This window comes from Halobacillus halophilus (assembly GCF_020171985.1).
Taxonomy (GTDB): Bacteria; Bacillota; Bacilli; order Bacillales; family Halobacillaceae; genus Halobacillus; species Halobacillus halophilus_A.
Genome location: NZ_JAIVAL010000002.1, coordinates 12,656 through 37,733, shown reverse-complemented (window position 1 = coordinate 37,733; position 25,078 = coordinate 12,656). Strand labels below are relative to the sequence as shown.

Annotated in this window: 27 protein-coding genes; 15 read left to right on the top strand and 12 right to left on the bottom strand. The window is 42.6% G+C overall.

The window, feature by feature from the left end; all coding sequences use genetic code 11:
* Window positions 1-6: 6 nt before the first annotated feature.
* The 6 genes from LCM11_RS04835 (at window position 7) to LCM11_RS04810 (ending at window position 6,302) form a co-directional block, all read left to right on the top strand.
* Window positions 7-1,371 (top strand): sigma-54 interaction domain-containing protein, encoded by a 1,365-nt coding sequence (locus tag LCM11_RS04835; protein ID WP_224893118.1) that lies wholly within the window; start codon window positions 7-9, stop codon window positions 1,369-1,371.
* A gap of 230 nt (window positions 1,372-1,601) precedes the next feature.
* Window positions 1,602-2,297 (top strand): CoA transferase subunit A, encoded by a 696-nt coding sequence (locus tag LCM11_RS04830; protein ID WP_224893117.1) that lies wholly within the window; start codon window positions 1,602-1,604, stop codon window positions 2,295-2,297.
* Between the two features lie 21 nt (window positions 2,298-2,318).
* The gene (locus LCM11_RS04825) at window positions 2,319-2,981 is read left to right on the top strand and encodes a 3-oxoacid CoA-transferase subunit B (RefSeq protein WP_224893116.1); all 663 of its coding nucleotides are present in this window, start codon (window positions 2,319-2,321) and stop codon (window positions 2,979-2,981) included.
* A 26-nt stretch (window positions 2,982-3,007) separates the two neighbouring features.
* Complete coding sequence (locus LCM11_RS04820) at window positions 3,008-3,784, top strand: 3-hydroxybutyrate dehydrogenase (protein ID WP_224893115.1); 777 nt, start codon at window positions 3,008-3,010, stop codon at window positions 3,782-3,784.
* Window positions 3,785-3,806: 22 nt separating this feature from the next.
* A complete protein-coding gene (locus tag LCM11_RS04815; protein WP_224893484.1) occupies window positions 3,807-4,985 on the top strand; it encodes a thiolase family protein in 1,179 nt (392 codons plus the stop codon).
* A gap of 30 nt (window positions 4,986-5,015) precedes the next feature.
* Complete coding sequence (locus LCM11_RS04810) at window positions 5,016-6,302, top strand: GntP family permease (RefSeq protein ID WP_014642298.1); 1,287 nt, start codon at window positions 5,016-5,018, stop codon at window positions 6,300-6,302.
* Window positions 6,303-6,409: 107 nt separating this feature from the next.
* Here the strand turns inward: LCM11_RS04810 and LCM11_RS04805 are convergent, their stop codons facing one another.
* Window positions 6,410-7,222, bottom strand: coding sequence for a GNAT family N-acetyltransferase (locus tag LCM11_RS04805; RefSeq protein WP_224893114.1), 813 nt, complete (start codon window positions 7,220-7,222; stop codon window positions 6,410-6,412).
* A gap of 159 nt (window positions 7,223-7,381) precedes the next feature.
* On the opposite strand from LCM11_RS04805, the gene LCM11_RS04800 reads away from it, so the two are divergent.
* Window positions 7,382-8,089, top strand: a complete 708-nt coding sequence (locus LCM11_RS04800) for an RsiV family protein (protein WP_224893113.1) — start codon at window positions 7,382-7,384, stop codon at window positions 8,087-8,089.
* Between the two features lie 88 nt (window positions 8,090-8,177).
* On the opposite strand, the gene LCM11_RS04795 is transcribed toward LCM11_RS04800, so the two are convergent.
* The 5 genes from LCM11_RS04795 to LCM11_RS04775 all read right to left on the bottom strand — a co-directional run bounded on the left by LCM11_RS04795 (window position 8,178) and on the right by LCM11_RS04775 (window position 12,919).
* A complete protein-coding gene (locus LCM11_RS04795; RefSeq protein ID WP_224893112.1) occupies window positions 8,178-8,729 on the bottom strand; it encodes a GNAT family N-acetyltransferase in 552 nt (183 codons plus the stop codon).
* Between the two features lie 278 nt (window positions 8,730-9,007).
* Complete coding sequence (locus LCM11_RS04790) at window positions 9,008-9,694, bottom strand: class F sortase (protein WP_224893111.1); 687 nt, start codon at window positions 9,692-9,694, stop codon at window positions 9,008-9,010.
* A gap of 2 nt (window positions 9,695-9,696) precedes the next feature.
* Window positions 9,697-10,497, bottom strand: coding sequence for a DUF4397 domain-containing protein (locus LCM11_RS04785; protein WP_224893110.1), 801 nt, complete (start codon window positions 10,495-10,497; stop codon window positions 9,697-9,699).
* A 288-nt stretch (window positions 10,498-10,785) separates the two neighbouring features.
* Window positions 10,786-11,907: an amidohydrolase gene (locus LCM11_RS04780; protein WP_224893109.1), complete on the bottom strand. Its 1,122-nt coding sequence runs from the start codon at window positions 11,905-11,907 to the stop codon at window positions 10,786-10,788.
* Window positions 11,908-12,013: 106 nt separating this feature from the next.
* A complete protein-coding gene (locus tag LCM11_RS04775) occupies window positions 12,014-12,919 on the bottom strand; it encodes a TIGR01777 family oxidoreductase (RefSeq protein WP_224893108.1) in 906 nt (301 codons plus the stop codon).
* A 126-nt stretch (window positions 12,920-13,045) separates the two neighbouring features.
* Between LCM11_RS04775 and recX the strand changes: the two genes are divergently transcribed.
* Both recX and LCM11_RS04765 read left to right on the top strand, forming a co-directional pair.
* Window positions 13,046-13,858, top strand: a complete 813-nt coding sequence (gene recX, locus LCM11_RS04770; RefSeq protein WP_224893107.1) for a recombination regulator RecX — start codon at window positions 13,046-13,048, stop codon at window positions 13,856-13,858.
* Window positions 13,859-15,360: 1,502 nt separating this feature from the next.
* The gene (locus LCM11_RS04765) at window positions 15,361-15,993 is read left to right on the top strand and encodes an NUDIX hydrolase (protein WP_224893106.1); all 633 of its coding nucleotides are present in this window, start codon (window positions 15,361-15,363) and stop codon (window positions 15,991-15,993) included.
* A 40-nt stretch (window positions 15,994-16,033) separates the two neighbouring features.
* Here LCM11_RS04765 and LCM11_RS04760 read toward each other — a convergent pair whose 3' ends face one another.
* Window positions 16,034-16,825, bottom strand: a complete 792-nt coding sequence (locus tag LCM11_RS04760; RefSeq protein WP_224893105.1) for an HAD family hydrolase — start codon at window positions 16,823-16,825, stop codon at window positions 16,034-16,036.
* Window positions 16,826-17,033: 208 nt separating this feature from the next.
* Here LCM11_RS04760 and glcT point away from each other — a divergent pair, with 208 nt between their 5' ends.
* The 3 genes from glcT (at window position 17,034) to LCM11_RS04745 (ending at window position 20,445) form a co-directional block, all read left to right on the top strand.
* A complete protein-coding gene (gene glcT / locus LCM11_RS04755; protein WP_224893104.1) occupies window positions 17,034-17,876 on the top strand; it encodes a glucose PTS transporter transcription antiterminator GlcT in 843 nt (280 codons plus the stop codon).
* Window positions 17,877-18,116: 240 nt separating this feature from the next.
* Window positions 18,117-20,153: a glucose-specific PTS transporter subunit IIBC gene (ptsG, locus tag LCM11_RS04750; protein WP_224893103.1), complete on the top strand. Its 2,037-nt coding sequence runs from the start codon at window positions 18,117-18,119 to the stop codon at window positions 20,151-20,153.
* 25 nt (window positions 20,154-20,178) lie between these two features.
* Entirely contained in the window at window positions 20,179-20,445 is a 267-nt protein-coding gene (locus tag LCM11_RS04745; RefSeq protein WP_014642312.1) for a phosphocarrier protein HPr, read from the top strand.
* Window positions 20,446-20,713: 268 nt separating this feature from the next.
* Here LCM11_RS04745 and LCM11_RS04740 read toward each other — a convergent pair whose 3' ends face one another.
* Window positions 20,714-21,373 (bottom strand): SDR family NAD(P)-dependent oxidoreductase, encoded by a 660-nt coding sequence (locus LCM11_RS04740; protein WP_224893102.1) that lies wholly within the window; start codon window positions 21,371-21,373, stop codon window positions 20,714-20,716.
* A 116-nt stretch (window positions 21,374-21,489) separates the two neighbouring features.
* Here LCM11_RS04740 and LCM11_RS04735 point away from each other — a divergent pair, with 116 nt between their 5' ends.
* Window positions 21,490-21,831: a YfhH family protein gene (locus tag LCM11_RS04735; RefSeq protein WP_224893101.1), complete on the top strand. Its 342-nt coding sequence runs from the start codon at window positions 21,490-21,492 to the stop codon at window positions 21,829-21,831.
* 33 nt (window positions 21,832-21,864) lie between these two features.
* Here the strand turns inward: LCM11_RS04735 and LCM11_RS20495 are convergent, their stop codons facing one another.
* Together LCM11_RS20495 and sspK are read right to left on the bottom strand one after the other, a co-directional pair.
* Window positions 21,865-22,008, bottom strand: a complete 144-nt coding sequence (locus LCM11_RS20495; RefSeq protein WP_224893100.1) for a YpzG family protein — start codon at window positions 22,006-22,008, stop codon at window positions 21,865-21,867.
* A complete protein-coding gene (gene sspK, locus LCM11_RS04725) occupies window positions 22,001-22,174 on the bottom strand; it encodes a small acid-soluble spore protein K (RefSeq protein WP_087946046.1) in 174 nt (57 codons plus the stop codon). Before sspK ends, LCM11_RS20495 begins: the two co-directional genes overlap by 8 nt.
* 114 nt (window positions 22,175-22,288) lie before the next feature.
* Between sspK and LCM11_RS04720 the strand changes: the two genes are divergently transcribed.
* Entirely contained in the window at window positions 22,289-22,555 is a 267-nt protein-coding gene (locus LCM11_RS04720) for a YfhJ family protein (RefSeq protein WP_224893099.1), read from the top strand.
* Between the two features lie 49 nt (window positions 22,556-22,604).
* On the opposite strand, the gene LCM11_RS04715 is transcribed toward LCM11_RS04720, so the two are convergent.
* Window positions 22,605-23,609, bottom strand: coding sequence for a metal-dependent hydrolase (locus LCM11_RS04715; RefSeq protein ID WP_224893098.1), 1,005 nt, complete (start codon window positions 23,607-23,609; stop codon window positions 22,605-22,607).
* Between the two features lie 60 nt (window positions 23,610-23,669).
* On the opposite strand from LCM11_RS04715, the gene mutY reads away from it, so the two are divergent.
* Window positions 23,670-24,758: an A/G-specific adenine glycosylase gene (gene mutY / locus LCM11_RS04710; protein ID WP_224893097.1), complete on the top strand. Its 1,089-nt coding sequence runs from the start codon at window positions 23,670-23,672 to the stop codon at window positions 24,756-24,758.
* Here mutY and LCM11_RS04705 read toward each other — a convergent pair.
* Window positions 24,748-24,972 (bottom strand): cytosolic protein, encoded by a 225-nt coding sequence (locus tag LCM11_RS04705; protein WP_224893096.1) that lies wholly within the window; start codon window positions 24,970-24,972, stop codon window positions 24,748-24,750. The two genes, mutY and LCM11_RS04705, sit on opposite strands and share 11 nt — an antisense overlap.
* Between the last annotated feature and the right edge of the window lie 106 nt (window positions 24,973-25,078).

Genomic DNA, 25,078 nt, shown 5'->3' with positions numbered 1-25,078 from the left:
GAAAGTATGCTTGAAATGTTGGAAAATTATCGGGATGGAATATTAGAGACTATTTTCGGCAATATAAATCACTGTATCGTAGTAGTGGATGACCAGGGAATGGTCTCCTATCTAAATGAGAGTTATGGTGAATTTCTGGAAGTGGATAAAGAGAGCGTGATAGGAAAACACGTGACTGAGGTTATTGAAAATAGTCGTATGCACATTGTGGTAGAAACAGGAGAAGAAGAAATGGCGGATATGCAATTTATTCGCGGCAACTATATGATTGCTCATCGTATTCCGCTTCGTGCTGATGGAAAAATAGTAGGCGCTCTTGGCATGGTTCTGTTTCGAGATACTGAAGACTGGAAGAAGCTGAACAGTCATATCAGAGATCTTTTTCTTGAACTGGAATCGTACCGGAGCCAGATGAAGAAGCTCAATGGAGTCGATTATTCACTTCACGATATGGTTACCAGTTCACCCGAAATGGATAATCTGAAAAATAAGATTAAAAAAGTAGCGCCAGGGGACGTATCGGTTTTACTTCGGGGCGAGAGCGGAACAGGAAAGGAATTAATTGCACACAGCATTCATCATTTAAGCGATCGCCATCGGGAACCTTTCGTTAAAGTAAACTGTGCAGCTATTCCTGACCATCTAATCGAATCAGAATTATTTGGATATCAGGATGGCGCTTTTACAGGTGCTAAAAAAGGTGGGAAGGCCGGAAAGTTTAAGCTTGCTAATGGAGGAACTCTTTTTCTCGATGAAATTGGCGATATGCCGCTCCAGGCACAGGTTAAAATTCTCCGAGCGCTGCAAGAAGGAGAAATTGAATCTCTGGGATCCACCACTCCGCAAAAAATCGATGTCCGTATTATTGCAGCTACTCATCAGCCACTAGAAGAAATGATTGCCGAGCAGCGGTTCCGCGAGGATTTATTTTATAGAATTAATGTGGTTCCTATTTATATTCCTCCTCTTCGAGATCGTCAGGATGATATTCGTTTGCTTGCTAAATTTCTTCTCGAAAAAGTAACGAAGCGGACGGGAAAGAGAGTGATTGATTTTGAGTCGGAAGTGTACGAGAGTTTCCAACAGTACGAGTGGCCAGGAAACGTTCGTGAACTTGAGAATGTGATTGAAGCTGCGGTGTATTTGACGAATGAGGAATCGATCGGCGTTCAGGAGTTACCGGAACGCCTGAAAATGAATCATTCACAATTTGATGATAATAAAAGTTTGAAAGAGATTATGAAAGCCACTGAAAAGCAGACGATTGAAAGAACACTAAAACAGGTGCATGGAGACAAGGAAAAAGCAGCGTCTCTGCTTCACATTGGAAAGTCGAGTCTCTATGAAAAGGTAAAAAAATATGAATTATAAACCATTCCATATTTCTGGAAAGCCATTCCGGAATCCTGGAATGGTTCTTTTTTTATGCGATGAAAGGGTTTACATGAATCATTAGTAAACGTCTCTCTTGTAAGAATTCCAAATATTTGGAATGGTGTCTGGTTTTTAGGGTGGTAAAAGACGATTTTATGAACATTTTCGACAAGTTTTAAAGTTGGCACGATCCTTGCTTGTATTTAGGGGGAAGGGAGCTGGAAGATATGAAAAAAATATATTCGTCATTTGAAGAAGCTGTAGATCAGATTAAGGATCATTCGACCATCATGGTTGGCGGATTTGGGTTAGTAGGCATACCGGAGAATTTAATAATGGCCTTAGTAGAGAAGAATGTTAAACATTTAACCGTCATTTCGAATAATTGCGGAGTAGATGATTGGGGGCTCGGTTTACTCCTGAAAAATAAACAAATTGATAAAATGATCGGTTCGTATGTAGGAGAAAATAAAGAATTTGAACGTCAGGTGCTAGAAGGAGAATTGGAAGTAGAGCTTACACCTCAAGGGACTCTGGCAGAGAGAATTCGTGCAGGAGGAGCTGGTATCCCGGCATTCTATACCCCAGCAGGAGTGGGAACTCCGATTGCGGAAGGGAAGGAAGTACGTACGTTTCAAGGAAAAGAGTATATGCTGGTGACCGGTCTGACCGCTGATTTTACATTAGTGCGCGCAGCGAAAGGAGACCGTTTCGGAAACTTAGTCTATAACAAAACGGCCCGTAATTTTAATCCGGAAATGGCTACAGCAGGTGAAATTACAATTGCTGAGGTTGAAGAACTTGTAGAGACTGGGGAGCTGGATGCCGAACACATTCACACTCCGGGAATTTATGTTCAGGGATTAATACAAGGACAGCAGGAAAAACGAATTGAACGTCTGACATTACGTCAAGAAGCCTAAAAGTTAAAAGGAGGAGTTATTTTGGATAAAGCAACAGTAAGAGAACGAATCGCCCGACGAGCTGAACAGGAAATTGAAAGCGGTTTCTATGTAAACCTGGGGATTGGCATGCCTACGATGGTCGCAAATTATATTCAGCCGAAAAAAGAGGTGGTGCTTCATTCTGAAAACGGTCTGGTCGGCATTGGCCGCTCACCCTATGAAGAAGAAGTAGATCCGGACCTGATCAATGCCGGCAAAGAAACGGTCACAGCTTCGAAAGGGGCGGCTTATTGCAGCAGTGCTGAATCCTTTGCCATGATTCGCGGTGAACATCTTGATTTAGCGATTCTTGGTGGAATGGAAGTTTCGGAAGATGGTAACTTAGCGAACTGGATGATACCAGGAAAGATGATTAAAGGTATGGGAGGAGCTATGGATATTGTCCATGGAGCTAGAAAAGTTGTCATCATTATGGATCATGTGAACAAATATGGCGAGCCGAAGATATTAAAGCAGTGTAAGCTTCCTCTGACCGGTAAAGGCATTGTGAACCGTATTATCACAGATCGAGCCGTGATCGATGTAACAGATGAAGGATTGAGTTTAGTGGAGGTAGCGGAAGGGTGGACTGTGGATGACGTAGTGGCATCGACAGAACCAACACTGAAGCTCAGTGAGCGTTTATCATCAGCTGCATTTTAATTTTTTCTTAAAGGGGACTATTCACAATGGTAAAAAATAAAGTTGTATTTATCACAGGAGCCGCAAGCGGTATCGGCTATGAAATTGGAATGGAATTTGCAAAGAATGGAGCAAAGGTCGCTTTGAGTGACATTAACGAAAAGAAGGTAATGGAAGCAGCGGCTGAAGTGACCGAAGCAGGTTATGAGTCCATCGGGCTGGAGTGCGATGTGACGAAAGAAACGGAGCTTCAGGAAGCAATTGATAAAACTGTGGAGCAATACGGACGATTAGATGTGCTGATCAACAATGCAGGATTACAGCATGTCGCCTCTATAGAAGAATTTCCAACCGAAAAGTTTGAATTCATTACAAAAGTGATGCTGGTCGCTCCGTTTATGGCAACCAAGCATGTATTCCCTATTATGAAAAAACAAGGGTTCGGTCGGATCATCAATATGGCTTCTATCAATGGTCTAATAGGATTTGCAGGCAAGTCAGCTTACAATAGCTCCAAACATGGGGTTATCGGCCTGACGAAAGTAACGGCGCTCGAAGGTGCAGAACATGGAATTACGGTCAACGCAGTCTGTCCAGGTTACGTAGATACGCCGCTTGTACGCAATCAGCTGCAAGATTTAGCAACTAATCGAGGGGTGTCCCTGGAAAAGGTTCTGGAAGAAGTGATTTACCCGCTCGTTCCGCAGAAACGTTTGCTTTCGGTTCAGGAAGTATCCGATTACACATTGTTTTTGGCTAGTGATAAATCAAAAGGTGTAACCGGCCAGGCTGTGGTTATAGATGGCGGTTACACCGCTCAATAATGAAATGGAAGGTGTGAAAAATATGGAGAATGTTTATATTTTAGAAGGTGCTAGAACACCATTTGGAAGCTTTGGAGGTATCTTGAAAGATGTAGATCCGACTGATTTAGGAGTTACTGTCAGTAAAGAGGCTATCAAACGAAGCGGAATCACTCAAGAAGATATTGACTTCACAGTAATGGGGAATGTCATTCATTCAGCTAACAATGCGCCTTACTTAGCAAGACATATGGCCTTAAAAACAGGTATTCCCATTCAAAGTCCGGCTTTCGCCGTAAATCGACTGTGCGGATCGGGCATGCAGTCGGTTATTTCAGCAACTCAGTCCATCCTTTTAGGTGAAGGTTCAGCTGCGCTTGCGGGCGGCACGGAAAGTATGAGCTTAGCACCACATGCGCTGCGGGGCAGCCGTTTTGGGACGAAACTTGGAACTCCTAAAGTAGATGACATGCTCTGGTCTGCTTTAACCGATGAGTATATCGGAGGAGGCATGGGAGTGACCGCTGAAAATCTTGCAGAGAAGCACAACATTTCCAGGGAACAGCAGGATGAATACGCAGCGGAGAGTCATAAACGTGCAGCAGAGGCACGCAACTGTGGTAGATTTTCCGATGAAATTGTACCCGTAGAAGTTCGATCTAAAAAATCTACCGAGATGGTGGATACGGATGAACATATTAGGGAGGATACCAAGCCGGAAATCCTGGCTAAATTAAAACCGGCTTTCAGAAAAAATGGTACCGTTACCGGTGGAAATGCAAGCGGGATCAATGATGGAGCTGGTGCAGTTGTAGTTGCTGGTGAAAAGTTTGTAGAGGAGAAAAATCTGAAACCCGCTGCACGAATTGTTTCCTGGAGTGTAGCTGGAGTTGAACCGGAGTACATGGGGATTGGCCCTGTGCCAGCTATAAATCAGGCACTGAAGAAGGCTGGCCTCACGCTTGATGATATGGCAGTGGTGGAAGTAAACGAAGCATTTGCAGCCCAATACCTTTCAGTAGAGAAAGAATTAGGTTTGGATCGCAGTCGAGTAAACGTAAACGGAGGAGCGATTGCCCTTGGACACCCGATTGGTGCCAGCGGCACGCGTGTCCTATACAGTTTAATTAAAGAATTACAGCTAAGAAATGAAAGATATGGTGTCGCCTCTTTATGTATAGGCGGTGGCCAGGGCATCGCCATGGTGGTTGAAGCCCAATAAAATACAGATATTAGGGAATGAGGAATCTTTATGTTAGGAATTTTTCTAGGTCTCGTTGTATTAATGGTTCTTGCCTATGTGGGATGGTCTATTATCTGGGTAGCTCCAATCGCAGCGGGTATCGTGGCACTCACAGGGGGACTGGATTTACTGGAAGCTTATACGGACACCTATATGGGTGGATTTGTTAACTTTGCCAAAGCATGGTTTCCAGTGTTTATGCTTGGAGCTATCTTCGGCAAATTGATGGAAGACACGGGAATGGCTCGTTCTGTTGCAGTTGCCTTAACCAAAGTAATTGGAACGAAGCGTGCCATCCTTGGAGTGCTGGCCTCAGCAGCTGTTTTAACCTATGGAGGCGTCAGCTTATTTGTTGTCGTCTTTGCTGTGTATCCTCTCGCTTTGTCTTTATTCCGTGAGGCAAATATCAGCAGAAAATTAATTCCAGCTACTGTAGCTCTTGGTGCGTTCACTTTCACCATGACAGCTATTCCAGGAAGTCCGCAAATACAAAACTTGATCCCGATGGATTATTTTAATACAGATCCGACGGCGGCTCCGGTGATGGGGATTATAGCGGCCATTATTATGGCTGGAGGCGGATACTTCTATCTGAGATGGCAGGAGAAGAAATTGACGGACAAAGGTGATGTATTTACTGAACCAAAAGATAAAAAAATAGTGGATGTAGAAGAACAGAGTAATCCTAATTTTTTATTATCGTTATTACCTTTACTTACGGTATTGATTACATTGAACGTTTTTAAATGGGATGTTGTAACCGCTCTCATTACAGGAATTGTGTTAATCATGCTTCTGAATATAACGAAGTTTAAAGGATTTGTTACTTCTATTAATGCGGGAGCAAGCGGTTCAGTTATTGCCATCATTAATACGAGTGCAGCTGTTGGATTCGGGACAGTCGTAAGAGAAGTGCCTGGATTTGAACGATTGACTCAAATCCTTATGGGCGTGAAAGGAAATCCGCTGATTTCTGAAGCCGTTGCAGTAAACGTTCTTGCCGGTGCAACTGGCTCAGCTTCAGGGGGCATGGGAATTGCGCTTGAAGCACTTGGTTCGAAGTACTATGAAATTGCTATGGATACAGGCATTAGTCCAGAAGCTTTTCACCGGATTGCTTCGTTATCATCAGGCGGACTCGATGCACTCCCGCACAACGGAGCCGTCCTCACGTTGTTTGCTATTACGGGCATGACACATAAAGACAGTTATAAAGATATTTTTGTTGTGGCTGTACTCATACCAATTATTTCGGTAGCGGTGGTCATTCTTCTGGCTTCTATAGGGATTCTGTAAAAAAATGCATAAAAAACGGAGCATTAAGCTCCGTTTGTCAGGCTGCCGAAAAAAGTTCGGCAGCTTTTTATAATTTATTGGGGAATGGGAAATGAATACTTACTGTCTCAGCTTACTTGCTCAACAGGATGAAACACATGCATCATCCATTTACCTATATCCACAAATCCAAGCCGTTTATAAATACTTCCAGCCTCTGGATTATCATAAAAGAGACACAGCATTTTTCCTTCTGTTAATAACTCACGGCAGAGCTTAGTCATACATAAACTTGCGTATCCTTGTTTCTTATGGGCAGGATGGGTGCAGACTCCGACTACCATGGCTGACATGGAATTCTCGGCCGTTGTAGAAGCGCAGGAGAGAATGTCGTGGCCATTTTTAATAAAATAAGTTCGGGCAGAACCGTTTTGAAGACCTCTTTTCATGCTGTCCTCCCGGCTATTGTCCAACTCAAATTCAGGGATGAGACTGTGAAGCCGAGTGATTAAGGGAATATCCTCTACTTTGGCACGTTGAACACTTTCTGTAACTGCCTTTTCATCCAAATAAGCTATGGTCTCACACTTGGCATAGTATAATGTTCTCGTTTTTGGTGATGGATGTTGTATGTGAGAAAGGATCCGGCTTGTAATAGCCTCCAGTCCGGATAACTGCATAAAGTCAGGGTCTCCATTGATGATCTCAGCAAATCCAGGGGCATCGAATTCTCCTTCTGCATAGCAGATGTAGTTATTATGGTATTTTAATAAAATGGCGATTAATTGCTGATTTTCATCAAATTCGCCCCATAATTTCTGAAAATCCTGTTCATATCCAAAATTCTCAATATCTCCAATAATAAATAAGTTTTCCGCAGGTCTTTTTGCTAATAACTGCTGACAGGCCTGATCATCAGCTTCATGCAGTCTTCGTACCAATTTGAATCCCCTCCTTTATGTAAATTGTTATTTATTGTACCAAAATTTCCTAAAAAAACAATATTATTATCTAAACAGACCTATGTACTTTAAAAAAATTCTATAGCCGCTGTAATTTTTTCTTATTGGGTCAAACTAAAGAGAACAGGAGGGATTAGCTTGAAACAGGTTTGGATAATTATTATGGCAGCTATGTTTATCGTAAGTTTTTCAAGCATAGGGGAAGCGAAAAGTCACTATAAAATTAAACATAAAGATCAAATTACGCATGAGTGGGAAATACACCTTGATTATCCGTTATTTGATCAACTGGAGGATAAGGATTTACAGCGGGAAGTCAATACAAAGATTGTTCAAAAACTGGAAGATACTTTTCGGGATGTAAAAAGGGGAGCGAGCGACCTGATGGGGATGCCTGTTCTTTACTATGAAGAAACAGGAGTATATAGAGAGAAGGACCTTTATTCGGTTGTCATGACCTCACATATTTCGCGTGGAGAACAATACAACTCCACAGTTACTTCGGTTAACTTTGAAAACAAGGACCATGGCAAAGTTGTACCGCTTAATGAACTGGTCGACATGGAGAAGTTAAATGAACGCGTTCAAAAAGTCATTGCTCAGGAACCCGATACCTATACCAAAGAAAAATTCACCAAAGTAAGAAATAATACGGCTTTTTACGTCGCAGATGATCAGTTGTATTTGATATTTAATAAATATGAAATAGCGGCTGGCGTGCATGGTACACCTGAGATTCAAATTCCTTTAAATGGGATAGCGTTGGAGCAAGCTGATGAAACGAACGCTCCGTTCCCTTCCTTTACACTAAATAATCCACAAACTATACAAGCAGAAAACAGCTGATCAACAAACTTATCCACTTTATCAACATGGGTGTGGGTATTTTTATCCACAAGATGAGAACGAGGAAATAAAAAAGCATAAGCGCTGCTTATGCTTCTAACATTTCCTCATTTTGTTCTTGTTCTCCGTAGTAATGGAACATATATTGTTCTTTCGTAATGACAAATAAGTCATAAATGTCTTCTTTCTTATTCACCCAGGAATGGATATCAGGGTAGGACTCGTTTCCTAAAGTTACATAAGGAATTTTAAGAGCAGCTTTCATGGATCTTACGTTGGTTCTTCTAATCTTCATGAAGATAGCTTCTATGCCCAGTTGAAAGAACACTTCTTCAAAGAAAGCTTCTTTAGCTATCTGGTTGTAGCCTTTTCCAAAATAAGGCCTGCCGAGCCATGTGGCAAGAAAGCCCATCTGCGAATCAATATCAAATAGGTTGATGGTTCCAATCGGCTGTCCCCATTCATCAAGGATGGTACGTGAAATTAATTCACCCCGATCTTCTGCTTCAATGGTTTGCTTCGTCAAAAAGTAAAACTCGTCACTCGACGAAGCTTTATGACGGACATAAGGGAAAACTTCTGGGTGGCTCATCAATTCAAAAAGGACCGGGGCGTCATGTAAATCACGTTTTTTTAGCATAAAAAATCCCTCCTTGATTAAAGGAGGGTGATCTAAACCGCGCGGGAAAATAACGCTGAATAGTAGGCTCAGACCACCCTCGAATTTTTATCAATTGCTCACAAAAATTCGGGGTGGGAATCGAACCCACTAGAACCAGGATATCCCCCTGGTGGCGCACCATTTGCCTTCCCTAGCTAATACAGCATCATCTAAATTTATAATAATCGATTTCCTCAAAAAAGTGAATAAAAATTTTGTAAAATCCATATTAATTTTTTGACTATGAGATGGTCTATTTATGAACTGGACAGAGTGGTATAAACCGCCAGTCTCTCCGTGTATTCCTGCGCTTCATCATCGTAAGGGCCGGTACAGGTAATCAGGTTTAAAGCCTTCTTATTTGTAGGGCCGAACAATTCACGAATAGGAGAATTGTCCAAAGGATGAGCCACAACTCTCTGAACCGTATACGTCAGCTTCTCTCCGTCTTTTCCTTCTACATAGATTGAATCTCCCGCTTTAAGTTCTTTTAAATCATAAAAGACAGCAGGACCGTTCCGCCCATCCACGTGACCAGCTATAACAGAATTTCCGGTAGCTCCCGGCTTCGTACCAGGCTCGAACCAGCCTACTTCTGTCACGCTGTTAGGGACAGCCATTCCGCCTTGCTCCGTGTATCCCTGGGGGGCAACAGGAGCATCCACATCAATGGAAGGAATAGTTAAACGTACAGGAACAATTCCTTCTGCTGCGTCCGACGGAGCCATCACTGCCGGATCATAATTTTTTTCAATAGGAGCCGATTGCAAAACATCCTCCGATTGGGTACTTACTTTCTGATCGATGGTTTCCGCTTGTGTTGTAGTTGGTTCAGGTGAATTAGAAAGAACCCTGGTTTCCTCAGAGGGTTCATCTTTAAGCAGTTGAAAGCTTACGACAAATACGAGGAAACCCAGGGTTATAGGATATACAACTCTTCTCATAATTAGGCTTCAGATCGTTTGCGGAAAACGATGAATCCAGCACCCATAGCCAATACTCCGAATGCAGCAGCAAGCATCATAGCATTAGAACCAGAATCAGCTGTTCCGCCAAATCCTGTTTCTGGCATTTCAGAAGGCATGGCAGCGGAATCTTGAAGGAGTAGAACTTCAGGACTGTCGGCAGTGCCAACTGCAAAAGCACTATACACTTTACCAGCTTCTACTGTTGTTCCAGATAGGTCGATCAGTTGGGTTCCATCTGTTGTACGTACTTCGAGGTCGTATGTTCCAGGTTCTAATTCTTTATAATCAGTTACCATTGGGAATTCAGCTCCGGCAAATAAAGCATCGCCACCAATCGGCCCGACATCAACAGCTGGAGCTCCAGGAATGAAGTGACCTACGCGGACTTTAGCCATTCCTTCTGTTGCTTCCATAGAATCTTCAATAGCTTTTAATTCAAGACTTTCTAAATTATTGATAGCAGCAGCTGTATAAGCTTTACCAGCTTCTACCGTTACATTTGCAGAAATAACAGCGTCCTGGTCACCTTTTGTACCAGCTGCATAAATTTCTACCGTATGTTCTCCCGCAGGAAGTTCCATGTAATCGGTCGCAGCTTTAAATTCGGCGCCTTCTACAACAGCGTTTCCATCTACATAGACGTCAACAGCAGGGGCATCAGGGGAAGCGTGAAGGACACGAACCATAGCCATATCTCCATGATTATCGGCGAATACGGCAGGTGCAAATACTCCCAAAACTAAGACGAAAGCAGCTAAAGAGGATAGTAGTTTTTTCATTTTTCCACTCCTTAAGATTTTTTTATATAAAATTGCCGATTAGCGGCAATTTATATCGAAGAGGGTGTGGTGATATTTATCAAAACTTGTACAATTGTTATACATACATCATATACACCATTTTGCTAATTTTCAAACTAATTGACGTTCTCAATGTGTTTTACTGAAAAGTTTCTATTAAATCTCCGTGTTAATTATTAAACATAAGCTTCCGTCTTACAGTAAACGGAGCCATTGCAGCGAACATAAAAAAACACCGGTATAATCTACCGGTGTTAGCATTTACTGCTATTCTTGAAAATATACCATTTTTCCATCAATCATGGTCCAGACAGGCTGGGATAGATATTCAAAAGGATGGCCGCTCCATAAAACTAAATCAGCGTCCTTGCCTTTTTCTATAGAACCAACACGGTCATCCACTCCCAGGTTCTTAGCAGGGGTGATCGTAATTCCCCTTAGAGCATCCTCAATTTCCATTCCTTCACGAGCAGCAAGAGCTGCGCATATATTCAAGTATTGGATAGGTGTATAAGGGTGGTCGGTAGTAATCGATACTTTTATGCCGTGATCGTGCAATATCTTGTAAGTCTGCCACGTCTTGTTACGCAGTTCGATTTTAGAGGCACGCGTGAAAGTAGGACCTACCGAGACCTGTAAATCTCTAAAGGCAAGCTGGTCTGCGATCAAGTGACCTTCTGTACAATGTTCAATTCTGAGGTCAAGATTGAATTCTTCAGCGAAACGGACGGCTGTCATAATATCATCCGCGCGGTGCGCGTGGATGCGGACTGGGATTTCTCTATTCAGAGCTTGGAGAATGGGCTTGACTCTTAGGTCAGGTTCCGGTTCTTTCATAGCCGCATAAAACGTTTCACGGAGTTTCCCCATTATTCCAAGACGTGTAATCGAGGCATTTTTTGACTGAGAGTGAATCCTCTTCGGGTTTTCGCCGAGCGCCAGCTTTAAACCAGCTATTTCTTTAAGGATCATCCCGTTTATCGTATGCCCGACCGTTTTGATGACCGCTGTCGTACCTCCGATCATATTCGCGCTTCCTGGCATAATATGGGCAGTGGTTACGCCGGCCTTACGAGCAGAGAAGAAGGCAGGATCTAAAGGATGTGCGCCGTCAATCGCCCGCAAATGAGGAGTGATTGCTTCAATGGTTTCATTGGCATCACTGCCTGCCCACCCTGTTCCTTCGTCATACAACCCTAAATGGGTATGAACATCTATGAACCCTGGATATAAGTCCATCCCTTTTCCATCAATATATTCGGCTTGTTCTGGCAGAGGAATATCCTTGCCGTAGTCATAAATTTTTCCATCCACAATGTGCAACTTTCCATCTTTAATGGAAGGGGACGTGACAGGATGGATGGTAACATTCGTAATAACGGTATTCATTCAACATACAGCCTTTCAAATAGTATTACTAGTTATTATACTGGAATTTATTAGTTTAGGGCACAAAAAGAACGAAGCTTTTTCAAACTTCGTCTTTTTGGTCTGCTTATTGTTGCACAATGGACTGAAGGGCGGGCTTTAAATCAGGGTATTTAAAGGTGTATCCATGAGCAAGCGCTTTTTTAGGAATAACCGACTGACCGTCTAATAGTAATATACTCATTTCACCGAGGGCAGCTTTAAGAGCGAAAGAGGGGGCAGTCATCCAGTGAGGGCGATTCATCACTTCACCAAGGGTCTTTCCGAAATCTTTATTTCTTGAAGGGTTCGGAGCCGTGCCGTTCACAGGACCTTGTAGATCAGAATTGTGAATAGCGAAATCAATCAGTCCGGAAACGTCATCCACATGAATCCATGACATCCACTGTTCACCTGTGCCGACATTACCGCCGACCATTAGTTTGTAAGGGATCATCATTTTAGGTAAAGCACCTTCCTCACCCAGGACAATACCAAAGCGTACATAAACGGTTCGCACACCTTTTTCTTTAGCTTGAGAAGCGCGTTCTTCCCATTCGGTAACGACATTAGCCAGGAAGTCATTTCCCGGTGTTGTCGTTTCTTCCGTGAAGGTTTTTGTTTTAGACCGTCCATAGTAACCAACGGCTGAGGCGTTCACAAGTACTTGAGGTTTTTCAGGAAGCTGGTCAATCAAATCAAGTACGCCTTCTGTCGCTTGAATACGGCTGTCGAGAATAGAACGTTTTCTTTCCTCTGTCCAGCGCCCGCTGTTCAGGGATTCTCCCGCTAAATTTACGATGGCATCGATCTTAGGCAGATGTTTTTCGGGATGATGCTCATCTTTTAACCAGCCTACATGGGTGATTTGACTTGTATCCTGATGCTTCTCAGGACTACGGGTCAATATGTAAACGTTGTGTCCTTGTTGAGCCAAGTGATTCGCTAAGTGACTGCCTACAAAACCTGTTCCACCGGTAACGGCTACGTTCATAAATAATTCCTCCTTCAAATACTTTCGTTCCCATTATTTTACTAAATGGTTTCCGTAAAAGCGATTCTTTTTCGCTGAACGGTTCATGCAAATCATGCTAAACTATGAAGAAAAGGGAGAGTTAGAATGGCGAAACTTACAAAGATTACGACTCAAAAGAAAAATAAAGGACGCTACAATATCTTTTTAGATCATGGTCAGGGAGAGGCTTACGGATTCAGTGTCAGTGAAGAAATTCTGATCCAATATCGCCTTCAAAAGAATATGGAACTGGATGAATCAACCATTCAAACGATGATTCAAACAGACACGATCCATAAATCCTATACCCTTGCCATCAACTATTTAAGCTATCGAATGCGTTCAGAGAAGGAAATCAGAGATTATTTAGATGACAAAGAAGTAGATGAGGAGCACATCGATGAGATTGTCTCCAGACTATATAAGGAAAAACTGCTCGATGATCAGGAGTTTGCAAATTCACTGGTGAGGACGCGTGTAATGACCTCAAGCAAGGGGCCGCTTCTTGTGAAAAAGGAATTGATTGAAAAAGGGGTCCAGGCCTCTCAGGCAGATGCTGCTCTTGAACACTATCCTTTCGACGAGCAATATAATAAAGCTATGAAATTCGCAGAAAAGAAGTTAAAAAGCGATAAGAAGAAATCTGCTCGCCAGCAAATTCAAAATGTCCAGCAGACCCTAATGCAAAAAGGCTTTAGCGGAGATGTTGTAAAAGAGGTATTATCTGACCTCCCGGAGGAAGAAAGTGAAGATGAGCAGTGGGAAGCGGTCGTTTACCAGGGAGAGAAGTTACTGCGGAAATTTGCCCACAAAACAGAAGGATATGAATTAAAACAAAAGATCAAGACAGGTTTATACCGTAAAGGATTCTCGTTTGACTTAATTGAACGATTTCTAGATGAATATGTAGAAGAGTAATTAGACTAATTCATTACTGGTTTGGAAGAACCTCATTCTATGAGAGGATTATGTCAGTTCATTAAGGAAGGGGAAAAGTAGAAGGAAATACTGTGCTCTCAGGAATGCGGTTAATAGTATCTAGTCTGGGATTATGACTCTTATAATATATGGTGGCCATGGAGGTCGCCTTTTTATTTTCTATCATGGAAGATGGAATTGTAGAAGGTGTGTGGACCGATTGTCGGCAGTAAGGAGAGTGGTTACATAAACATCAATTGGAAAGAAATTTTTAAGGAACTCATATTTTTTTGGAAGGATCTAGATACAGGTAAATTTAGGTGGATAGGTTTCATAACAGAACTGCCTCTTTTAATCTGCACGGTTTATTTTACAATTTACTTAATCATCTGGATGATCGGTTTGTTGTAAACTAACTAATTATTTACCGTTCGTTTTATAAACTCTAAATTCCTCTTAGCCAAAGGTGATTTATTGGTACTATTATAAATCACGCCAATTTAAATAAATTAATCAACAATAGGGCCGATTAGTTAAAGACTCAGTTTCGAGATAATTTGGTTCCGTTACTCTATGTGGAAGAGTGCTGGTGGGGAAATAACTCGTCTTGTTCCATCACCCAGACACTCGAGACATAAGCCGTTCATCAACGGACGGAAAGACCGCCGTCCTTTTGATGCTCGGCTTATGCTGGTCGTGTCTTTCAGGGTGATGCCACATTTGAACACTTTCCTATGGCCCTACACGACGTAGGGTCGATCGACGTTGCCACAGGACGTGGCGACTTTAGTCGATCCTCCTTTTTTACACCGAGCTTCCTCGCTCGTTTCACTCGCTGCGGGATCTCACCTAGTTCCTTCTCTCATGGGAGTCTCGCCATTTCCCCACCAGCCCAGCCGAGTGAGAATAACGTACGCTTTTTTAGGAAAGATAGTACTCCTGCTTATCGGTCTCAAATGCTTTTATGGCAGGCTATTCCACCCCGTCATACCATAAAATAGCCTCATGATCACATATTTTTTTCTCTTCAATCCGTCGATGTCTTACATGGTTTCGAGTATCTGATTCGGCGTGGTCCGGAGGGGGATGATGTAGACTCCTGTGGGATGAAAATGACAGGGGAGACCCCGGAAGGCGAAGCCTGAGGAGGCTCCGCGCATACCCACGGAAAGCGAAATCATCCCCCAAAGGACTGTCCTCTCAACCTAAATATCTCGAAACTGAGCCTTCAACAAACGGGAGCTTTTCTATAATAATTAATTTTAGAAAATTAAGCGAGGGCATGAGAAAAAAGTACTTGATTAACTTAAAAATAAATTTCGTGTATACTATTGAATAGTGATAAAAGTACTATAATAATGCGGAGGCGACCTATGATATATAAGCGATATACATACCAGATAAGACCTGAACAATATGAACCTTGTACCCGCTTTTTTCACGAATACATACTCCCCGCTCAATTAGGACATGGAGCACGTCTGGTCGGGAGGTATGTCACAATGACGCGCGACGAAATTACTTCTATATGGGAGTATGATTCCTATGAAGCCTACGATAGGATCACAGAAAATGTGTATGCCTCCGACCTTTACCATATGGCCGCTCAAAGACAACAAGAAATAACCCCCCTTTTTGATCAGGTCAAGGAAGACTTTATTGAAAGTACTGGAGATTACCATTTCACTAAGCATATTGTTTCAGTTTCTGCTTATATCACCAATGAAAAAGGTGAACTGCTGCTTGTAAAAAATGAACACCGCAATGATACGTATGAAATGCCAGGTGGAAGGATGGAGAAAGGTGAAAGTCTGGAAGAAGCCATTCGAAGAGAAATCTATGAAGAAACGGGAGTCCGTGCTCACATAGACGGGATCACAGGCGTTTACCACAACATGAGCCAGGGAATCGTGTGCATTGTTTTTAAAGGAAGGTATGTGAGTGGGCATTTAAAAATCTGTCCAGGAGAGACGGAAGAGGTTATGTTTCAGGATTTATCAGAGGTAGAGTTAACCGATCTAGTAACAAGAGATCAATTTATTACCAGGATTAATGATGCCAGGGATAGCCGTGGAACTACGGTTGAAAGTTACTATGTCCGGCCGTATGAACTCCTTCACCGAATGGAAAGATAATAAAAGCTGCTGACGAATAAAGCGTCAGCAGCTTTTAATCTTATAATAATCCTTTTTTCTCTAAATCTTCAATGGCTTCATGCACGTGGTCTACAATCGTATTAGCTTTGTCCTGCACCTCCGGATGAGCCGTGGACATCACGTAATTGTGCGGAGTAAGTTCAAACATGGCTAAGTCATTAAATGAATCTCCAACGCAGGCGACTTCGTGAGGCTGGATTCCCAGTTCTGAGATTAATGAATGCAGCCCGCTGCCTTTATTGATGGACTTTGGCATAATATCCACACAAGTCTCATGGGAGATAAAGCTGTCTGTTCTTTCACCAAAAGCTTTGTCGATTCTCTTGTAGGCTGCGATCACATCGTCTTCTTTTCCGTGCAAAGTAATTTTCGACGGAGCAATAGTTGTACCGAATTGATCAGCCATTTGAGGTTCCACAATAATGTCGTGAAACAACTGTTCAGAAATCTTATCAATCCATTCACTGTGTTCCTTCGTAAAAGTCTTATCAGAAGTTGAAACGGTCTTTATCATAGGCTCTTGTTCAATGTGATCCATAACCTTTCTGGCCAGATCACCTTCGAACGTTTTTGAATGAATGTGTTCATCTGATTCATTAAAAACAAATGCACCATTTTGACTAATGCGGTGTCCGGGCACCTTAAGACGGCTCAGCACCTCTTTTATCTCATGGTCCATGCGTCCAGATGCAACTGTTAGAGGGGTTCCTTGTTCGACCATTCTTCTCAGCGCATCTATATCTTCGTTTTTAATATAGTGGTCCATTCCGAGCAATGTCCCATCAAGATCACTGACAAACAGTTTAATCATGGATGAGGCTCCTTTCCTTTATCCTACCTGTAATACTTTTTTACACCCTAATGATTGTACATGACGTAAGCGCTTTTAGACAAAGGAAAATATCTGATCGATCGTAATCTTGTAAAATAAACGTAAGAAATATAGGATAGAGAAACAACCACTTGAAACCGTTTTATTAATAAATTGAAAAAGTTGGAATTTAAGGAGGGAGGATAGGATGGAGCGAGACGTGGTCATTAAGAAAGTCTTAAACAATAATGTGATTATTGCAGAACACCCTTCCTATGAGGAAGTCGTGTTGATTGGAAAAGGGATTGGATTTAATCGAAAGAAGGATGATTCAGTTTCCTTCAGCAAAGCAGATAAGACCTTTCTTTTAAGTAACGAAAAGGAAAAGCAGCAATATGTTGATCTGGTTCCGCACATCGATGAAGAACTTATCGATTTTACCAATGACATCCTGTTTCACATTGAACAAAGGATGGGGGAGGAGCTGAATCAGCACATCCACGTGGCTCTAACGGACCACTTAGCTTTTGCCATTAATCGGGCCAAGAAAAACATGCAGTTTTCGAACCCTTTCCTGCAGGAGATTGAATCGCTTTATCCTAAGGAGTACCAGATTGCTATGGAAGTCGTAACCATGATTTATGACAAACTAGGTATACAATTTCCGGAAGGCGAGATTGGATTTATTGCTCTTCATATCCATAGTGCGGTCACGGATAAAACGCTGCGGGAGATTAATCGTCATAATCAGTTGATCAACCAGTTAGTTCAGCTGGTCGAAGATACGATGAAGGTAACGATTGATAAGAAAAGTATTGATTACCACCGCCTGGTACAGCATTTGCACCGGGCAATTGATCGCGTTCACCAGGGAGAAAGTGTGGGGGAAGAAATTCGGCTCACAAACATGTTGAAAGAAGAATACCCTGTGTGCTATAATTTAGCTTGGAAATTGATAAAAGTGATGCAAAAGTGGCTTAAGAAGCCAGTAGATGAATCAGAAGCAATATATCTGACGATTCATTTACAACGTTTAACCCATAAATCCTAACGTTACGTGTTACTGACACGATCAGGCATGAGTATCGGAAGATTTCGCGGTTATCATAAGGGTGAAGTGTACCCAAATGGTAGCTGGTTAATCTTCTATACTCATGCCTTTTTTAGTGCTCTTTTGGAATGAGCCGCGTCTTATGCGACGCTTTCATTTTTCAAATTAAATGTAACCGTTTTATCTGTTGGGAAGCGAAGCCAGTTTTGGATCACAATTTATAATTAAGGAGGAAATCACATGTTCAAAAATGCTTTTGGAACGTTGCAAAAAGTAGGTAAAGCCCTTATGACGCCTGTAGCTTTGCTTCCGGCTGCCGGGATTCTGCTTGCTTTTGGTACAAGCTTTGCTCAGGATAGCTTTGTTGAAAAAGTACCTTATTTTGGCACCCCTTGGGTCCAAACCTTGTTAGAGGTTATGGCCGAAGCAGGTGGTGTAGTCTTTGATAACTTACCCCTCTTATTCGCGGTAGGGGTTGCGATTGGATTAGCTAAGGGTGACGGGGTCGCCGGGTTAGCCGCTATTATTGGTTATTTAATTATGAACGTCGTTATGGGTGTGCTCGGGAACGTGGACGCCGATATGACCTCAGACCCTGCGTATGCCGAGGTCCTCGGTATTCCTACTTTACAGACCGGGGTATTCGGGGGAATCATTGTCGGGATACTCGCCGCCTTCCTGTATAATAAGTACTTTAATATTGAATTACCGCAGTTCTTAGGATTCTTTGCAGGAAAGCGATTTGTTCCAATCATCACAGCTTTTACGTCTTTATTCTTAGGTATCATTATGCTTTGGGTATGGCCTTTTGCACAGGCTGGATTAAATGGTTTGTCCCACTTAATGCTTGAAGGAAACCAGACCATTTCTGCTTTCTTCTTTGGCTTAATTGAAAGATCATTAATTCCGTTTGGCCTGCACCACATTTTCTATTCACCGTTCTGGTTTGAGTTTGGAAGCTATACCAATGCAGCCGGCGAAATTGTTCGCGGCGACCAGACGATTTTCTTTGAACAGCTGAAAGATGGAGTAGATTTCACGGCAGGAACATTTATGGTTGGTAAGTTCCCGTTTATGATGTTCGGGCTTCCAGCTGCAGCGCTCGCGATTTACCACACGGCGAAACCGGGACGTAAGAAAGTTGTCGGAGGTATTATGGCTTCTGCTGCATTAACTTCTTTCTTAACAGGAATTACAGAGCCGATCGAATTCTCATTCTTGTTCGTAGCTCCTGTCTTATTCGGTATTCACGCTGTATTCGCCGGCCTTTCTTTCATGACTATGGAAATCTTAGGAGTGAAAATCGGTCAGACTTTCTCAGGCGGACTAATTGACTTTATCCTATTTGGAGTTCTTCCAAACCGTACCGACTGGTGGTGGGTCATCATCGTTGGACTGATCTTCTCTGTGATTTACTACTTTGGCTTCCGCTGGGCGATTCTGAAGTTTAACTTAGCTACGCCGGGCCGCGAAGATGAAGCGGATGACGAAGAAGATCAAGGCGAAGTAGGAGATCTGCCATATGAAATCCTGCAAGCTATGGGTGGACAGGAAAATATTTCTCACTTAGACGCTTGTATTACACGACTACGCGTTTCCGTAAACGATAAAGAAAATGTAAATAAAAACAGACTTAAGAAACTTGGCGCTTCAGGGGTTATGGAAGTAGGAAACAATATTCAAGCGATCTTCGGCCCTGTTTCCGATACGCTACGAGGACAGATGCAAGATATTATTGATGGCAAAACGCCTCGTTCCCGTGAAGATGTTGCCGAAATTGTAAACGAGGAAAAAGCAGCTCAAGCCCCTGTATCAAAAGGAGACCTTAACTTTGTCAGCCCGATAAAAGGGAAAGTTATGCCGATTACAGATGTACCTGACCAAGTGTTCTCTGGTAAGATGATGGGGGATGGCTTTGCAATTGACCCGCAAGATGGTAAGATAGTTTCGCCGGTAAACGGTAAGATCCTTAATATTTTCCCTACTAAACATGCGATTGGGTTAGAAGCCGAGAATGGAATGGAGATTCTTGTTCATATCGGAATTGACACCGTAAGCTTAAAAGGGGAAGGCTTTACTGCACTGATTTCCGAAGGCGATGAAGTGAAACAAGGCCAGGCGATAATGGAAGTAGATTTAGATTACATTAGAAAGCATGCTGCATCTGCTATTACGCCGATTGTATTCACCAATTTAGCCGAAGGACAAGAAGTACGTGTTAAAGCCTCTGGAGAAGTGCAGCATAACGATCCGGATATTATTGAGATTACAAAATAAATATTTATAAAAAGGAGATAACGTCATGAAGGAACATTCTATGAAAATAACTGCAGCTGACGGCGTACACGCTCGTCCAGCAACAGCACTTGTACAAGTAGCTGGAAAGTATCAATCCGAAGTGAACCTTGAATACAAAGGGAAATCCGTCAACATGAAATCCATTATGGGTGTAATGTCATTAGGTATTCCAAACGGTGCAGAGATTAAATTTACTGCTGAGGGATCTGATGAAGACGAAGCGGTAGAAGCCGTTGCAGCTAAAGCGAAAGAAGAAGGTCTTGGCGAGTAAGACTTAATAAAGGAAGAAGCTGGTCCATTGGGCCAGCTTCTTTTTTGATTCTGAATCTTACTTTAAAAGTTGGATAGTTAAGAATTAATCTCAGGGGGGACATGCGGCGCAATTTTGGTACCGCACGGCCCGATTGAGGCATCGCATGGCACAATTAAGTCGACTGACGGCCCAATCGAAGTTTTTTACTCCCCATTATAACCGTGACTTAACACTGCAATATACAAGCAAATAAAAAACCCCGCAAAATGCGAGGTAGTTACGAATTTTACTTGTCGATCACAATTTCTTTCCGTCCATCATCTTCGTTATAAATTTGTTCAGCTACACCTTCAGGTCCCTTTAGCTGATCAGGATTGGAGACGTGAGTGGACTCTTCCCAGAAAGGTGTATTCATGCCGCCCATAAAGACGGAAGTGGCGGTCAAAGACTCTTCTTCCCATTCTTTTTGAAGGCTTTCTGTAAATCCTTTTACGGCAAATTTACTGGCACAATAGACACTTTCATTTTTCTTCCCGCGCAGCCCGGCAGTAGAAATGATGTTCAAGACTCGTCCGTTTGTTTCTTTCAGTTTAGGATAGGCAGCCTGAGTCATTAACATGGTTCCACGGACATTTGTCGTCCACATGTCATCCATTTGCTGTTTCGTGTACGTAGGAAGTTCGCCGAATATTCCAAGTCCGGCATTATTGATCAGTACATCTAAATCTTCGACCTGACGTAAGGCCTCTGAAATAGAGGCTGGTTCCGCCACATCACAGACGATAGCCTCTGCCTGTCCTCCTTTTTCTTCAATTTCGCTCTGTACGACTAATAACTTCTTCTCTGTGCGCCCGGTAACGATAACTCTGTATCCGGCAGCTCCGTACTGGTGGGCCAATGCCCTGCCTAGCCCTGATCCGGCGCCGGTAATGAATACGGTACTCATGAATCTCTCTCCTTGATTATCTTTTGTATATCATTATTCATTGTGAAGAAAGCCTGATAAAATGTAAAGAAAGGCGTAACATCCTTTTAGTATGTAAGGTTTTGAGGAGGAATAGAATGGAACGTCGATATAGTGATATGACTCAGGAAGAATTAAGGCAGGAAATTGCTGACTTAACGGAGAAAGCCCAGAAAGCTGAACAATTCGGAATGGTTAATGAGTTTGCGGTTCATGAGCGTAAAATCATCATGGCTAAATCATATATGATTAATCCGGGAGACTTTGGACCGGGAGAACTTTATGAAATCGAAGGTGATCCTGAGAATACTTTTTATATTCAATATATGAACGGAGTATTTGCATGGGGATACCGCCGTAACCAGGACGGCATTAAAGTAACGGAAGAATCAGAAGAGGCTCTTCCAATATCCATGCTGGGGCAAAAAATAGAGAATTAAAAAACAGCGCGCGAAGGATCGCGCGCTGTTTTTTTACATGCGTTTTTTAGCTTGCACTTCGGTAATGATATCAGACTGCGTTTGTTCTGTTTCGCCATTGACTTTATTACTTAAGTGTTTAACGCCTCTATGAGCGTAGAAAGGCGAAGCACTTGGTTTAAAGTTTTTCTTACCCACGGCGATTCCTCCCGATCTGGTTAACGTCACGTTCTCTGGACTTAGCCGCCCGCTCTTGCGGCTGGTTATTAATGGTTCCATTTGGACGTAAAGCGAGCATATCGCTTTGATCATCCGGCGAGTGTGTCATTTTTACATTCGGAAAGTTTTTAGACTTATTACGCATTGGATACCCTCCTGTTGTCCCTTTGTGGGGGACAATTATAGTATGTGCAGGTGTTCAGTAAGTATGTGATACAATGAGGTTGCAATCCTTGGTAAAGTTGAGGTGAATCACACAATGAATGAAATATTTGAGCGATTAGCTGACCAGCTCTATTATAAAAACGGTCATATGACAATAGAAGAAGCAAGAACCTGGGTGGAGTTATTATGGGAAGACTTTGATTCCACAAGAGCGAAGGCCGGGTACGATTATCAAGGCAAGCAAGTGACTGAACAGATTGTCACCCGCTGGATTGAAAATTATGGCCCCAAGCTACATGAATATGTCGCTACAAATCCGAAATACCAGGCACTGTTTGAGAAGAAAAAACGCATGCATTGATAAAGAAAAGAGCCGTGCTGTTTGATAAGCACGGCTCTTACGTTGGTTTTTATCCTTTAGATTCAGGAATCGGACTAACCTTATCCTGAAGCTTTTCTTCCGTAAACACCCAGCCGGTGTAGGAGTTTAATATCTTTAAGTCGTCTCCATGTTCATCATCAATCTGGGCAAGGGCGACGAATGGGTAGCGGCCTTTGGAACGGTAACGTAAGTCAATGAAGCGTACCTCTGTGTACTCATCAAAATAGGTGATTTCATAGCGGTACACAGGAGAAAAGGATAAAAACGCTTTGATATTATGATCTGTTAAAGCCTTTTGCACCACAGGATCCTCATAATCAATCGGTTTATTAACGAATTTATCCAGTATGGTGATATGGCCGTTCTCTGCACGTCCTACATAATAATTTGTAGGTGTCGTGATGGCAATTCTCCAAATGTTCTGCTGGATGGTCGGAGATGTAGCAATTTGTTCAACCTGATCGAAATTTTCATTAATTAATCGAACCATTTCCCTTTTATCAAAATATCGTTTGACATAGTAAACGGCGATGACAAAATAGATCAGGAGCCACATCAACCCTGGATCGGCACCCAGATTCCAGGCTACGATGCCGGCAAGGTGCAGAATGAAAATATACGGGTCAAATGTATTGATAAATCCATAAGCCACCCACCTTTTGGTAAAGGGCCGATAAGCCTGAGTTCCATATGCATTGAAAATATCCACGAATACGTGCAAGATAACAGCTAGGAAAGTCCATAGCCATAGATGCAGAAAACTCACTTCAGGGGTAAATAAATAGATGAGGCTCGGAATACTGAGTCCCCACAAAAGGACCGCGGGAACGGAGTGGGTAATTCCTCTATGGTGTCTGATATAGGTCGCATTATCTTTTAACTTCAATACAGTATCACAATCGGGGGCTTGAGAACCGACCAAGGTCCCGATCAATACGGCGTTGAATAAGGCAGGGTCGGATTGGACGACTGGATCAAGTGTAGCGATCCCTCCGAGTGCCACACCCATGACCACGTGTGTGCCGGTGTCCATGCTGATTCCTCCTTTGGGCCAGCCATTCTACTAGTAGTTTATCACGAAGGAAGTTGATCCATGAAAAATTTAGAGAGAGTCCAGCAAATTATTCAAAATTTCGATCGAGAATTATTTAGACAGAGTCTTATTCAATGGTTTAAGAATGAACAGCGGGTATTACCCTGGAGAGAAAACCAGGATCCTTACCGTGTGTGGGTATCAGAAATTATGCTCCAACAAACCCGTGTTGATACGGTCATTCCGTATTTTAATAACTTTTTAACGAAATTCCCAACGCTAGAAGCCCTGGCAGAGGCAGACGAACAGGAAGTGCTCAAGGCGTGGGAGGGCTTAGGTTACTATTCCCGTGCTAGAAATCTGCAAAACGCAGTAAAAGAAGTTGTGGAGGAGTATCAAGGAGTGGTTCCTTCAGAACCGGAGGAAATCGCAAAGTTAAAAGGTGTCGGTCCTTATACCAAAGGAGCGATATTAAGTATTGCCTATGACAAACCTATTCCAGCTGTAGATGGAAATGTCATGCGGGTACTATCCCGGATTTTACATGTGGAAGAAGATATTGCGAAGCCAAGCACAAAAAAACTATTTGAAGAACTCATAACAGAACTGATTTCCCATGAGGACCCTTCTTCATTTAATCAGGGTCTAATGGAGCTTGGGGCATTAGTATGTACACCGAAAAATCCGTCTTGCCTGCTTTGTCCAATTCAGGAGCAGTGCCGAGCTTTTGAACAGGGGATTGAAGAGGAGCTGCCGGTTAAATCCTCAAAGAAAAAACAAAAGAAAGCCCCTTATATGCTGCTATTGATTCAAAATGAGAAAGGGGAGGTCCTCATTGAGCAAAGACCTTCAAGTGGTCTCCTCGCTTCATTGTGGCAGTATCCCATGGTACCGCTTGGGGATGTAGACCGTGAAGCAGCTCCACATTGGTTTTACGGAGAATACGGTTTAACAATCGAGTTAAAAGAAGTGAAACAAACGATCAAGCATGTATTTTCTCATTTAATTTGGGAAATGGAAGTCGTAACAGCGGAAATCACTGGTGGTGAACTTGACCACGAGCGAGCCCGCTTTGTTACCCTGGATGAAAGGAACGACTATCCATTCCCAGTTTCTCACCAAAAAGCTCACAAATCTATTAACCCATAAATGTAGAAGCGTCGCTTGTCCAAACAGCTTCCCGCTGTTTAAGACCTCCGCGGCGCTTTATTTCTTCATTGATTTCCCTCAATATGGTTACGCCCTCAGAATTTAGGTACGGAGCGGTTTGAGATAAGGCATAATGGAAATATCCAAGCTCACCATCCTGCCAATCCTGCTTTGGTTCCATGGATAAACGCGTAAAATCTCTTCCTTCATACAATTGAAATCCCTCCTCAATTTACTGTATGTTGATTTGGTTGAACCATACCCGTTAATAAAAGGAATCTGGTTCTTTAGAACTATTAAAGAGCGTTTCTTCACGAACT